Annotated in this window: 15 protein-coding genes; 5 read left to right on the plus strand and 10 right to left on the minus strand. The window is 46.5% G+C overall.

Going from position 1 to position 12615, the window contains the following annotated elements; all coding sequences use genetic code 11:
- Positions 1–44: 44 nt before the first annotated feature.
- The 9 genes from EQP46_RS08865 to EQP46_RS08905 form a co-directional block, all read right to left on the minus strand.
- On the minus strand, positions 45–773 hold the full coding sequence (locus EQP46_RS08865; RefSeq protein WP_129493298.1) for a DUF429 domain-containing protein: 729 nt from the start codon (positions 771–773) through the stop codon (positions 45–47).
- A 73-nt stretch (positions 774–846) separates the two neighbouring features.
- Positions 847–1509 carry a hypothetical protein gene (locus tag EQP46_RS08870; protein WP_129493299.1) on the minus strand — a complete coding sequence of 221 codons (663 nt, stop codon included), beginning with the start codon at positions 1507–1509 and terminating at the stop codon, positions 847–849.
- Entirely contained in the window at positions 1496–2590 is a 1095-nt protein-coding gene (locus EQP46_RS08875; protein WP_129493300.1) for a hypothetical protein, read from the minus strand. The genes EQP46_RS08870 and EQP46_RS08875 overlap by 14 nt, the downstream gene beginning before the upstream one ends.
- The gene (locus tag EQP46_RS08880) at positions 2591–4387 is read right to left on the minus strand and encodes a lipase family protein (protein WP_129493301.1); all 1797 of its coding nucleotides are present in this window, start codon (positions 4385–4387) and stop codon (positions 2591–2593) included.
- Positions 4374–4730: a hypothetical protein gene (locus EQP46_RS08885; RefSeq protein ID WP_129493302.1), complete on the minus strand. Its 357-nt coding sequence runs from the start codon at positions 4728–4730 to the stop codon at positions 4374–4376. Before EQP46_RS08885 ends, EQP46_RS08880 begins: the two co-directional genes overlap by 14 nt.
- A gap of 9 nt (positions 4731–4739) precedes the next feature.
- Entirely contained in the window at positions 4740–5030 is a 291-nt protein-coding gene (locus tag EQP46_RS08890) for a PAAR domain-containing protein (RefSeq protein WP_129493303.1), read from the minus strand.
- Positions 5008–5571 (minus strand): DUF4123 domain-containing protein, encoded by a 564-nt coding sequence (locus tag EQP46_RS08895; protein WP_129493304.1) that lies wholly within the window; start codon positions 5569–5571, stop codon positions 5008–5010. Before EQP46_RS08895 ends, EQP46_RS08890 begins: the two co-directional genes overlap by 23 nt.
- A 4-nt stretch (positions 5572–5575) precedes the next feature.
- A complete protein-coding gene (locus tag EQP46_RS08900; RefSeq protein ID WP_240671689.1) occupies positions 5576–7645 on the minus strand; it encodes a type VI secretion system Vgr family protein in 2070 nt (689 codons plus the stop codon).
- A gap of 92 nt (positions 7646–7737) precedes the next feature.
- Positions 7738–8256: an Hcp family type VI secretion system effector gene (locus EQP46_RS08905; RefSeq protein ID WP_028021530.1), complete on the minus strand. Its 519-nt coding sequence runs from the start codon at positions 8254–8256 to the stop codon at positions 7738–7740.
- A gap of 603 nt (positions 8257–8859) precedes the next feature.
- Between EQP46_RS08905 and EQP46_RS08910 the strand changes: the two genes are divergently transcribed.
- From EQP46_RS08910 to EQP46_RS24615, 5 genes are read left to right on the plus strand one after another with little or no spacing between them, the layout of a single operon-like run.
- Positions 8860–9318: a hypothetical protein gene (locus EQP46_RS08910; RefSeq protein WP_129493305.1), complete on the plus strand. Its 459-nt coding sequence runs from the start codon at positions 8860–8862 to the stop codon at positions 9316–9318.
- A complete protein-coding gene (locus EQP46_RS08915) occupies positions 9315–9683 on the plus strand; it encodes a hypothetical protein (RefSeq protein WP_129493306.1) in 369 nt (122 codons plus the stop codon). The genes EQP46_RS08910 and EQP46_RS08915 overlap by 4 nt, the downstream gene beginning before the upstream one ends.
- Positions 9674–10387, plus strand: coding sequence for a hypothetical protein (locus tag EQP46_RS08920; RefSeq protein WP_129493307.1), 714 nt, complete (start codon positions 9674–9676; stop codon positions 10385–10387). The genes EQP46_RS08915 and EQP46_RS08920 overlap by 10 nt, the downstream gene beginning before the upstream one ends.
- A 58-nt stretch (positions 10388–10445) precedes the next feature.
- On the plus strand, positions 10446–11348 hold the full coding sequence (locus EQP46_RS08925) for a viperin family antiviral radical SAM protein (protein WP_129493308.1): 903 nt from the start codon (positions 10446–10448) through the stop codon (positions 11346–11348).
- 32 nt (positions 11349–11380) lie between these two features.
- Positions 11381–11644, plus strand: coding sequence for a ParE family toxin-like protein (locus EQP46_RS24615; protein WP_420841372.1), 264 nt, complete (start codon positions 11381–11383; stop codon positions 11642–11644).
- A gap of 241 nt (positions 11645–11885) precedes the next feature.
- On the opposite strand, the gene EQP46_RS08930 is transcribed toward EQP46_RS24615, so the two are convergent.
- Complete coding sequence (locus EQP46_RS08930) at positions 11886–12608, minus strand: hypothetical protein (protein WP_129493309.1); 723 nt, start codon at positions 12606–12608, stop codon at positions 11886–11888.
- Between the last annotated feature and the right edge of the window lie 7 nt (positions 12609–12615).

Below are 12615 nucleotides of genomic sequence, written 5' to 3' on the forward strand. Positions count from 1 at the left end.
GAGTAGAGGCTGAGCGGATAGGAGCAATTACAGGTTTTTATAAGCTAAATGCATAATGTTGTTGGTACCCATATGTAGCCACTTTCTCTGTTTCCATATTGAACACCCATTGAGGGGTTTGACGCATATAAGCCTGCAATATAAAGGCACATGATGGCGTCTAATGCGTCTTCATTTTGTTTAAGTGCTTGCCCTTTGAGTTGTTGTATTTCATCGCGGTTCAAAACGTGGGCATAAGCGGGTGGTACGTCCAGAGCAAGAACCGAGGAATGTGCGAGCGCTTTGAGTTTGTCAGCAAAATGAACTTGGCCAGTTTTCTTGTCGGCCACGGTGCCTTTCTTGTAGAGAAGCCTTTCTGAGAGCCCAAAACTTTCTATGATGGCGGGGTGGGGGTAGCACTCTATCTGCCAGCAATCGCGTCCAAGGTGTTCATAACCTGATTGATATAAATGTTGGGATAAGGCAACGCTTAGTGCATCTGGGTAAAGTGTTTGATTTGAGGTATGGCAGGATGCTTTTCGTGCGCCGTAAACTTTGCTCAAGGCTTTTTCACATTCACGTTGTCCCGTTTTATTGGGAATGATAAGCGGTGCATCAATGGCTATCCCTTTGGTGGTGGGGTGCTGCGCGATGAGCGTTTTGATATTGTTTATACCGAGCACGGCGGGTATGAGGGTGTCGACGGTTAAGCGTTGATGATGCAAGGTGCCGAAGCACAGTGCTGAGGTGTTTTTCTCTCCCTGCCACGCGAGGTCAATGCCAAGTAGTTTCACTGTCTATCCTTAGTGTGAACGAACGTCATGTTCGTGGTAAATGCAGACATCGTGAATGCCGCTGAAAAGTGTTTTATGCCTTTGAACAAGCAGTCATCCAATCGTGCACAGGCTGTAATTCTTCCATGCATTCTTGAATCTTTGTCTGCATGTTTGTGCCGTATGTCAGGGGCGTCCAGATGGTGAGGTGGGGAGACACTTCCATCTCTTTTAGGTTTGCGCTGCCATCTTTTTTCAGCACGGTAACGTGTTGCTTTGCTCTTCCTCGATAGCCTTTTGTCTCATCTAAACACCCTTTGGCTTCTTCCAACATGGCTTGCCACGTGTTGCCATCAACGCTATCTAACGTGAACGCTTTTCCGCCAATCAATTGTTCTTCGATGGTGGGGCGGGAAGCCAATTGCCATGCGTCTCGCGTGAAACGAATGCGGATCTCTTTGTCTGGACCTAATTGACGTTTGAGATCGTTCAGAGATGGCTCGGCCAGTTCGTTCAAGATGAAGGTGGCGATAGGCCAATCACGATATTTCATGCCCTCAAGGTTAACGCCGATACGCATGAAGCTGGTATCTGCAAATATCGCGATGTTCCACTGCACGCCTTTCTTGTTATCACTCAAACCAAAAACGGGTTTATTCGTTTGTCCAAACGGACGCCCTTCAATACCAAGTACCGTATTGAAGGCGTCAAGCACCGTTGCATTTTCATGTTCTTTCATCATGTTAGTTTGTGACACCCGCCATCCCATTTTCTCTGATCCTGATTGACTTAAGCAGAGCAATAATCACATCCGTGGCGTTGAGTGGTTTCATTTGCGGGTAATCTTCTATTTCAAGTTCTCCGCTTATCTGGATGTGCGTATTTCGCACGCTGTTGGTTTTGGAATCAGAACTCGTCCACACAAACTCTCTTTGCGACGAAGAGTATTGTCCGTCACTGATGAACAAGCGTCCTTCTCTGCCCGCCACTGTCACTTTCTTGCTTGCCAGCATCGCCCAAAGCCCTGAGGCTTTATCTGTTTCTTCTTCTAAACTGCTTTCGGCGCCACTTGGGTAGGTCGTGACATCAAATTCCAACGAGGAGTTTTTGCCATTTCTAAACGAGACGGTGTAAAGCTCTCTGTATGAGCCGTCTGTGTCTTTTTCAGGGGAAGACGCGTGGACCGTAATACCGTCTGGGAAACACAAACCAACCGCATTAGTGTTACTCACGTTACCAAGTTCTATGTTACTCGCTGCTTTTACAAGATTCGCTGCTCTTGCATTGATTTTTTCTGTGGCATCCTTTTGTCCCTTTGGTAGCCTCAAATCATAGATTTCATTGACCACTAGGCTTTTCTTTATGTCCGGATTATCGACGAGCAAGTAGGTCTGAAATAAACGGTCTGCGTTTGGGTCCTCCCTTAAGGCTTTTAAGTCAACTTCGATGACTCCTACTTTTATATCTTGATCCAATTTTTGGGCAACATACTGAGCGGGATTTTCTTGGTAGTATTTTATCTTTTCTTCATCAACCATTTTCAACCAAGTAGCGATTCTCTCTTTGCCTTCAAGCAAACCTTTGTTGTCTCGACCGCGAATTGCGCCGCTGCCAAAGGTGTTGAATTGGTATATCGGATGTACAACACTGAGCTTTAACAGTGCCATGTCTTGTGGCAAATCGATAAGGTAACGGCCTAGGCAATGTGTACTAAATGGTATGGACTCAGGGCCTTCTGGTTGCGAGCTTGCTTGTGTCATTGTCGTCATTCCTATGAAAAAACTGAGGAGTCCTGCATTAATGAGGTTCAGGCTTGTAAACTTGATACGTTTTAACATTTAAGGCCCTGCAAATTGTTGGTGGATATCCGCTACCCATTTCTCTAAGTAAACCATCATTTTATCCCTAACGTCATTGCAGTTATAAAACCCTTGGTGTTCTTCTGTTGCTTTGAGCCCTTCCGTCAGCACCCCTGAAGGATAAAGCCCCGCACCTTCTTGCACCGTTCCATCACCATTGGCACTTTCATCTTCAAGCCTCATTTTGGCCGCTGGCGCCTTCGGCGGTGATGAAGGGTATTGCCGGGTGCTGTATCTTTGGTTTTGGATCCACGCATCAAATTCTCGGTTAAATTTTGCTGACGTTGCGGGCGTCAATAACCCTAAATCTCCGTCAACACCAAACCATTGATGATTTTCATCAGAGTAAACATGCAAGCTGTCGATAGGCGCTTTAGACAAATCATCACCTGCATCATCGACACGTCGCCATTCACAATGATCAAAGGCCTTGGTGTCAGGGTTGTTGCTATAGATTAATGCAGTTGTAGCATGAAATTGTGCAGCCAAAGAGAGGTGGAACTTTTTAATCTTATTTATTCTGTCAGAGTATGCATCGATATGTTTTTCCAAACTGGCGTTTCTAACTCCCGCTAATTCCGGCGCCAGTAACACGGGCTGAACCATGCTGTACCACTTATCAAACTTCTTATAAAAGCTAAACACTGATGCACCGTAGCTGATCAGTGATTGCCGATGTGAGGATGATTGTGACGGAGAGGTATTTGCAAATAACCATTCGCTGTTGTTCTTTGCATCGACATACAGTTGATTCGGCAATAGCTCTAAGCCGCCTTGGCAGAAACCCAAAATAGCGGCGGTATCAGCGGCATTTTTGCCAAGTATAAATTTTGCTGCTCCGCCGCCTACGGCCCCCGCACGAAACTGCCGATACGTCGATGGGCTGCCATGGGTTGGCATTGCTCCATGGATCACCGCTTCCACGTCAGACTCGACACCACTGAGTTTGAACCCTGCGCGACTGGCAAACCCGCCCATAGAGTGGCTGATCACGATGAATTTAATGTCGCTGTCTGTTATTCCTCGGTTAGGGCCAGCCTTATCTTCGTCTAAGAGCTGCTTTTTAAACGTGGCGAGTTTTTCTTTTAATCTTTTCCCTGCTTCTTCATTGCTGAGCATCCAGTTATAACCGACGGCAAAAACAGGGAACTCGATGCCTGGGAAATCTTTTTTAAGCGCCGGTGCTTTTTGCTCTAGGTATCTCAATAAGGGGCCATAACTGTCCCAATGCACTTCTCCCCAGCCTCGCTCTCGTTTCATTGCCATTTGAGATTTAGGTACAGAGGTATAGACACGAAAGTAGTCATCCGTTCCTTCATCAATATCCAGTAAATCATCATTTCGCTGGCTAATGGGCGGGCCTTGTTTTTTTGTGTTAGCGTCGACCAGAAGTTTTTTTCGTGCGAGAGGGCCTGAAAACAACAAGTCAGAAACGCGCGGAACCAGCGCCACTGTGGTTCGGCCCCTCCGTACTTTCTCAGATGCACCATGCCCTACATCTTTTACGCCAATCCAGCGGCGCTGAAGCCATTTTCCGGGTGTTTCCCAATACCATCTATCACTGCTATCTGGTTGAGCGGCTTCGAGCTCTGCTTCCCGTTCTGCTTTGATTTCTTCCGCGTGACTACTTGGACCAGAAAACTCCATTCCCGCTGCTGGATCCCAGACTGATTTGCCACTTCCAGCATTTTTAAGACGCGTCCCCATAATGCCCGGTACAAAAACAAAGGCGATGGTTCCACAACGGCATTTACAATTGGCACTACATGACGACATGGCTATCTTCCTTTTGGCTATGTGCAGACATTAACGCTTGATGAAAGAGAGTAGCGCGAGCACTTTGAAGCCCATTACCAGCAAGTTTGAGTGAGGTGATGTCATCGGCCAATGTGTTCTCGGTGAGATACAGGGCTTCAATGACGAGCTTTAAGGCGTCGCAAGAGGTGATCGTCAATTGCCGTGCTAGCGACGACTCCGTTTCCACCCACTCATAACAATGATTTTCATCCGTAGGAGGGGAGGGCAGTGTCAATAAATGCCTGACGAGTGCGTGCTGTTCGTTTCGCAGCATCCATACAGGCATGTCGTCCATGATGTCTTGAGTCAGTTCCCAGTTCATATCTGTGTCCTAATCCACGGTCAGTGCGCCATCGCCTTGGGTTACAACACCGCCATGCTGGGTGCCGTAGCCTTGAAGTACCACAGGCGTTCCGTTCACCGTTAACCCCCCGTGTCCTTGTGACAATGTGTCAGGCCCGCCAACTTGGCATTGGCAAGCGTGCCCGACCAACCCAACAGGCACGCCATTAATGGTGAGTGCGCTGTCACCGTCGGTGATGGGACCTCCCACATGAGGGGTGTTTCCTGTCACCATTGGGCAGGCGTGATGATGTCCTTTAAGCGCGATCGGCGTTGCCATGGCTTTGCTCCGTTGATGCTGAATAAAGAGGAGATTCTAGGTAAACGGTCTCTTGTTCTTGCACGAGCCATTCATTCCAATAGTGTTCGAACCGAAAGGGGTTGAGGCTTGCGTAAGTGAGGCGTGAAAATGGCTGAAGAAACTGCCCAACCTTTTCGTCTGATTCTGAGAGAAGGTAATGGTGTAAGACGCGAGGATCGTAGAACCGAAAACGGGTGATGGTGCCATCGGGCTTTTTCGCGTAAACCCGCTTTGTCAGTTGATCAGAGAGGGACTGAATATCGAGAGGACTGGAACACCACAGTGTGCCATGCCCATGAACATCTTGTTCTAGCAGCAAATCCATCATGTCAGGTGCATCTTGGAGGTTGATAAGCCAAGGGCCTTTGTCTTCTAACGGTTTATCTTTGTTCAAGAAAAGACTTTTAAGAGGAAGCCCCGCCCCTTTGGCGTACCACAAAGGCTCTGGTAATAGTGCGCTATCAATGACGGCAAAAAACTGTTGGTGCGCAATAAGACTGTCGCGCTTGGATGTTGTCATTGGTCTATTCTCCGCAATCGTGACAAGGGTCAACGAGCGGCGTCCCTTCAATAGCTGCGCCTTGTAAAGTCGCAAGTTGCGCACTGGCACCCGTGGAGACGGCTACAGGCCCTTTTAATTGGATATTGGGTGATTCAATGGTGACACCTCCGCCATCGATAACAATTTTGCCACCGGGCCCTTGAATGACGACTTTTTGAGAGCCGTTGAGTGTGAGGTTGTCGGTATGAATGAGTACACCTTGAGAAGACTCTAAAACCGTTTTCCCTAGGACTTTATTTGTGTAGTTACCGTCCACGGACACATCATGATTAGCGCGAGAAATGTCTTTTCGTTGATCTTGTACTTCAAGCCTAAAGTGGCGCTTTATTAACCTAAATTCGTCTCGCCCTACCTCAAAATGTTGGTCTTGGCCGATGACAGTTTTGCGATCGCGATGAATGTTGTTCTCTTCATCTTGACCCACCGTTAGACGTTGGTCATTACCAATGTATTTCTCGCGGTCATTGCCTACGTTCTTGTTTTGATTGTTCCTGACGTCTTCTTTGTAGTCTTTTTGTGCATGGACATAAATCAGCTGGCTTTCATGTTGATCTTCAAAGCTCAGCTCATTAAAACCCTCTCCCTTATGGGTTTGTGTTTTGATGACGGTTTTGGTTTTGTTGGTTGGCAATACATACGGTGGCGTGTTAGTTGCGTGATGTGTGCGTCCAGTGATGATGGGTTGGTCAGGATCGCCCTCTAAAAAAGAAACAATAACTTCATGTCCGATACGAGGGATGGCTGTCATGCCATACTGACCGCCAGCCCAGCCTTGTGACACACGAACCCAACAGCTTGATGCTTCATCATTTTGGCCATAGCGATCCCACGGAAATTGCACTTTCACTCGTCCATGTTCGTCACAGAAAATTTCTTCACCGGCAGGCCCTGTGACTGTCGCGATTTGCGGCCCTTGAACACAAGGTTTTGGCTGCGGTGCGGGGCGCCATGGTCGATGTCCAGGGATGACTGAAAAGTGATTATTGAAAGACGTCATCCCTTCGCCCCCATATTCTTCGAGCGCTTGAGGCTGTGTACCTTCACACTGCATTGAGATGACAATCCAGCCTTTGCTTGACGTATCGTCTTGCTCCTCAAGTTCGAACAGGAGCCCTGCATCTATTTGGGCAACATTACTGGTCGCGTGTGCGACAAAGGCGTCACTTCTTAGGTGTTCAAGGCGGTATTGGGCAAACGGTTTGCCTGCTGCATCGCTTTTGTATCGGCCGGGGAAGTCATAGTGCTCATAGTCGCCACGTTGATATGCCATGTCACTTCCTGCGGTTTCATGCAGGAATCCGTAAGCAGGTTTTTTAAAGCTGTAATCTTTTAATACTGCGGACGACGGCCGTCTTTTTACGGCGTATTGCCATTGTTGAATGAAGGCTTCTTCGCTAAGACCGCCAGCTTGTGGGTTGTAAGGCAGTGATAAATCAGAATGGGGAAGGGTTTGCGTGTCATCAGAAAATAGAACGGTATGTTTGTCTTTTTCCTGAACGAAAAGGTAAAAGATGCCTTCTTCAGCAGCAATGCGATCAAGAAATTCAAGGTCGGTTTCACGATATTGAACGCAGTATTCTCGTACTTGGGGTGAGCCTGAAAGCGAGAATGCATAATCATCGATTCCCATTTCATCAAGCAGAAGGCTGATGATCTCTGGAACCGTTTGATGTTGGAAAATGCGGCTGTTTTGTCGCAGTGATAAGCGTGAGAGGGCAGGAACAAACTCAAGTGTGTAGTGCGTATGACCAAACCCGCGGTCTCCTTTTACGAATTGCCTAACAACTCCGTTAACGCGTTGCTCAAGCAGGCCGTTTTTCCAAATCTGTAAGGTGACTTTTCGGTCAACAGTATCAAGCGCTGATATTGAGGCGTGACGACTCGCAAGCTTGACGTCGAAGACAAAGGGAGCGGAAAGGGCGGATTCACCGACAAATGCCAAGACGGCAAATGTATCGTCCGACAGCCCTTCGATTGTTAATGTAAACTGCAGTCCGCTTTCCGTCGCCATAATGTAACCTGCTTCGTCCATCTAAGTGTGTGTACTCTTTCAAAAGCAGGCTGATGGCCGCTTTTGAAAGAGTACGCAGTGCAATACAGTCTGCGTACTCTCTATCACATGACTTACGCTTCGATCGGCGCACGCCAGTCATCGGCACCTGACGTACCTGCCACTGTGTGTTCCCAATCAATCTTGCGATAAGCAACAGAGACGGTAACTAACTGAGTGAACTCTTTTTTCTCTGCATCCTGACAATGGGGCATTTGGCAATCGATATCGATGATGGTGCCGTCAGTCAAAATGGTCGAGAAGAAGTGTTCTTGCTTTCCTTCCACGGAGGTGCGGTACCACTTCAGCTCAATCTTCGGCAGCATTTCACCAGAGGCGAGTGAGTTGTACATCAGTGGTACAGCTTTATTAAGTGCCACGGTGAACTTGAATGGCTTGTGCACACGTTGGCCTGAAGGCTGACCGCTTTGTGGGTCGGTAGGTACAGTGACGATGTGGTCAAAGGCTTGGACCAGCATTTGGTCTTCGTGGCCTTCAACATAGATGTTACCAACAGAGTCTGCAGTGAAAGCACCAGCGGTGATGTTGCCCTGAGTTTTGCCTTCGATGGCGATATAGCAAGGAGTAGGCATCGCATTTTCCTTATTGAGTGAGAGTATCAGTTGACCAATACACCCACGCAATGTGTATGCCAATTTGGGCTTATAAGAAAAACAATGAGATAACCTGCAACATTTGGTGGAACAGGCCAAAGTTTGCTCAGCGCGGAGCAATATCTGGCCTGCTTAGCAAAAGGTGGCCTGAAGGGAGATCTCATAAATTGATGTGGGCATGAGGTGTGGGATGAGCATCAGTGAAATGTTGATTGTTCACTTTGGACATATCATGCCAAATCTCGCTGTGATCAATCGTCTTTTGAACGGAGTGCGCAGCTTCAAGGACAACCTTTAGTACTGAATACCGACTCGAAAGCATCGAGAATCAATGCGCCTTTCTTTTTGTGCAAAAACATGGTGGTTTGTTTCATTGGTGCGTTGTTCGAATATTTCATCAAGATCGCCAAATGCGTCGTATATTCGAAAGGTTGTTAAATCTAAGCTGTATGAAACGAGAATGTCGCTCAAAAAACTAGAATTAAAGCACAGTGAACATGATAGTATCCTTATTTAAAACATTGACTTAGCGGTTTTTGTTGAGGTGGTTCTGTTGGTTGTTAAAAGGGATGGATTGCGGTTGTGAAGTTTACAGTGAAGGTCTGGCGAGGATTTCTATTCCTATGTGGGTTGTTGGTATTCGTTTTTACACCCTTTGTGATCTTTGAACGAGGTCTATCGATACGCGAACTGGATTGGTTTGAGCTAGCATTCTTACTGGTGTCTTGGATTGGCTTAGTTAGATTCAGCTCAAAAGCGAAACAAAGAAAGCACAAATTTATTGAGTGGGTGAAATTGTTAGTTATCCCTCAAGGTAAATTGTTTTTTTGGGTCGGAGTTGTGGCGACGCCATTGTTGATCTACTTCCCGTCGGAAACTGAATTCATTTTCTACTCACCGATGGTGGAAATGGCGAATTATGCGGCCATGCTGTTGGTTTTATTTTTCTCTTATCGACAACTTGATAATCATATTCAGCAGAATTCCAACCAAGATTTTCCGAAGGATAAAGACAACTCAAAAGAGGGAGCATCGTCATGAAGTATTTATTGTTTTTGGCCATGCTATTTCCTCACGCTGTGTTGGCCAGAAGTGCGGCTTTTTCAGGGCCGGGTTCGGCAGCCTTTCTTGCCAGTGCATGCCAAGAATACATTGAGTTGTACAACAAAAAAGATGATGAGCGTTTCGGCGCATTTTTGACAACGTCTCAAGAAGAGGGGTTCCGTGCGGGGTACTGTTTGGGGGCGTTGTTGCATCTGTCGAGTCGTGATTATTGTGGCACTTATGCTGGCCTCGCAGAAGGCTCTATTTATTCAAAAGCCAGCAGCATTGCGAACAATACTGACTTTGAGGAACTTAATTATCAGTCTGAAGACCGTCTGATCGAGGAGGCGTTGTGTCGATAGAAGCAACGATGAACAGTAATCAAGCTGTCGAAGCCCTGTTCGGTGTTGAGGGGAAATTTCTTCGCGATAAAGCAAATTCTTATATTCGCAATAAAACGGTACCAGAGAAAGCGATAGTCAGAGAGGGGTACTCCGATGCGCAATTAAACATGCGGAGTAAATGCCTTGTAGCTGCGAATGCGCTGCCTTGTTTGTACAACGCACTTATTCTGGATGCATTTTTTAATGACACAAAGCGTGTTAAAAAAATCATGTCTTCGGTAGATGAGCGTTTGTCGTCTTGTGAGTTGATGAAGGAGTTGCTTTTAGGCTCGCAGCGTTCAGATAACGCTCAAACTGAACACCTGTCACCGGAAGCAACGGCGTTTTTACGTGAGTTTTCTTCTCCAACGTTTGCTATTCAAACTGAAAAATTTAGTAATCCGTTTATCGACCAGAAAATGCCGCAAGCTGACCTTGCGTTAAAAAACAGCGGCCTTCTTTACGCTTTGCTAAGACATCACCGCTTGCGCTTATCTCTCAAAGAACAGCTTCTTATCGAGTTGATGGGGGGAGATCTAAAAGCCGCATATGATCTTGCGTCAACAATCGAAGATGACCTTCGCTATTCTGATCCTGTACTTGCCGATCTCGTCGATAACACGAAAAAGCAATATCACGCCGCAGAGTCATTCCAAGCGTTACTCAACCAATTACCCAAATAACTGCTTTTTTGTGCACTGCACACTCAGACACTTCTCTTAATTACTAAGGAGAAGTGTCATGAAATCCAACAATCACCGCGCAAATCAAACAACAAAACAACTTGTTATCAATTATCACATGACAGAGCGTTGCAACTACGACTGTCACTACTGCTATGCCAAATGGGAACAACCCCACGAAATACACAAGACTGACGGGGCTGTCGATATGTTGCTTGAGCGTTTGGCGGATCACTTCCTGCAAAGTAACGCGATACAAGATGCGCTCGGGTATGAAAGTGTTCGCTTGAACTTTGCCGGTGGTGAGCCGATGTTGCTGAAACATCGATTCACTCATGCGCTTGATATGGCGCAACGGTTGGGGTTTAAAACGTCTTTAATCACCAATGGCCATTTGATTGATGATGACTTTATTCAACAACATGCTGCAAAGATGGCGCTTCTAGGGATAAGTTTCGATGCCTCCCAACCAGATGTACAACAATCCGTTGGGAGAATGACCCGTTCTGGTGCTTATTTATCATCAGCATCTCTAATTCGCATGGGTCAACAGCTTCGCCAGTTTGCACCAGAAACAAAGTTAAAAATAAATACTGTAGTTAATCGTCACAACCTCGATGAGAATTTGACGGATGTGATGCGTTCACTTCAGCCATCAAAATGGAAAGTACTGCGTGTATTGCCCGTCTTTGAATCAATTCCGACGGTAACGGATGAAGAGTTCGAGCGCTTTGTAAAAAGGCATCAAAGCGTTCAATCAATCATGTCTATTGAGAACAACGACACCATGACGGGGTCGTATTTGATGGTTAGCCCTGATGGGCGCTTCTATCAAAATGGGGGAACGCAAGATGGCTACTTAAAAAGCCGCTCTTTGTTATCAACTCCTATTGCCATGGCTTTGGCCGAAACGGGCTTCCACCCAGAAAAATTTGCACGTCGCTACGACGATAGCGAATGAGGGATGAAAGTATGTGTAAGGTTATTATCTTTATGACTGATAGCGGCGTTGAATTTAAGGGCGACAGGCTACCGAAGTGTGTTTATCGGCGTGTCAGGTATTTGTGTGATCAACTAAGGCATGACTGCGACGCTATTTGTCGGGAAGAAGGTCGGCGGCTAAGACGTAATAAACACATTGTGAGATTTTCTCTTCCGCGTGGATATCGGTTGATTGTGGATCGTAGAAAGGGATGTGTTCAGCGATATGTCTGTTATAGCCACAGTCGATACGACAAAGTGATTATGCAGGTTTAGTGCAAACGTAACCAATTCCTCCCCTTACTTGATGCGGTCCGATGAGAGGGTTAACACACCAGGCGCGCAGTATAAAGGCGCACTATGGTATCCAGAGCGTCCTTTATACTGCTTAGGTGCTTATCTTTTCGTTGTTGAACCTCATCGCGTTTAAACATATGGGTATAAGCCCCCCCCTCTTGAAAAGAAAAAGCGACAGGAAACTGTCGCTTTTAGAGGCTACGTTTCGATCCGCGAAAGGTTACTGAACGATGGCTTTCAATTTGTATTCGCCCATTTCAACAAGGCCAACACCTTTACAGTACACGCGGTTTTGATATTCGTTTTTCCAGCTAAGGAATTGACTTGCGTAAATACATTCAAGGTTTTGTCCGTCGAAAGGATAAGTCATTTCAGCTGCGACGATCATCGACATGGTGTCTTTGATAGGTGTTTTTGTTCCGACATTTTCAGGGAAGCAATTATCTACTGTCACCTCTTGATCAAGCACATCAGCACGGGCGGCTAGAGTGCCTACGGGAACCGAAGGGTATGACGTTGAGGCAGCAAAAGTGTTCAATACCTCTTTGGTACAAACCTCTTCGCCGTAAGAACTGGTTGTTCTCACTTTGTTGCTGGTGTCTGTTTGTTCAAACCATTCCATGGACCAGACGACGCTACCATTTGATACGGTTTCCTCTTTCACTGACATGCCCGTCGCCGGGTTGTATGTCATGTGATGTTCCATGTTTGAATCGACGGTGCTGACTAACTCTACTTTCGTGACTGTCGGACTTAAATACTCTAGAACATTTATCACTGCGGGTGATGAGGTGTTTCCCGTCCAGTTGCCTTCTTGATCAATGATTGTTTTACCATTGATCTGAATTTCACCTTCTACATTCAATACAGCGTGGTCGGCGGCAGCCACTGTTGTTGATGAAACCAGCAGTGCCAGCCCTGTCATCATGAACTTATTCATCATTACATCC

Origin of the sequence: Enterovibrio baiacu (genome assembly GCF_004120195.1) — a bacterium.
GTDB lineage: Bacteria > Pseudomonadota > Gammaproteobacteria > Enterobacterales > Vibrionaceae > Enterovibrio > Enterovibrio baiacui.

Coding starts and splice junctions, on each gene's coding strand:
- EQP46_RS08875 (WP_129493300.1), bottom strand. CDS start 2,590: ATGTTAAAACGTATCAAGTTTACAAGCCTGAACCTCATTAATGCAGGA.
- EQP46_RS08880 (WP_129493301.1), bottom strand. CDS start 4,387: ATGTCGTCATGTAGTGCCAATTGTAAATGCCGTTGTGGAACCATCGCC.
- EQP46_RS08885 (WP_129493302.1), bottom strand. CDS start 4,730: ATGAACTGGGAACTGACTCAAGACATCATGGACGACATGCCTGTATGG.
- EQP46_RS08890 (WP_129493303.1), bottom strand. CDS start 5,030: ATGGCAACGCCGATCGCGCTTAAAGGACATCATCACGCCTGCCCAATG.
- EQP46_RS08895 (WP_129493304.1), bottom strand. CDS start 5,571: ATGACAACATCCAAGCGCGACAGTCTTATTGCGCACCAACAGTTTTTT.
- EQP46_RS08900 (WP_240671689.1), bottom strand. CDS start 7,645: ATGGACGAAGCAGGTTACATTATGGCGACGGAAAGCGGACTGCAGTTT.
- EQP46_RS08905 (WP_028021530.1), bottom strand. CDS start 8,256: ATGCCTACTCCTTGCTATATCGCCATCGAAGGCAAAACTCAGGGCAAC.
- EQP46_RS08915 (WP_129493306.1), top strand. CDS start 9,315: ATGAAGTATTTATTGTTTTTGGCCATGCTATTTCCTCACGCTGTGTTG.
- EQP46_RS08925 (WP_129493308.1), top strand. CDS start 10,446: ATGAAATCCAACAATCACCGCGCAAATCAAACAACAAAACAACTTGTT.
- EQP46_RS24615 (WP_420841372.1), top strand. CDS start 11,381: ATGACTGATAGCGGCGTTGAATTTAAGGGCGACAGGCTACCGAAGTGT.
- EQP46_RS08930 (WP_129493309.1), bottom strand. CDS start 12,608: ATGATGAATAAGTTCATGATGACAGGGCTGGCACTGCTGGTTTCATCA.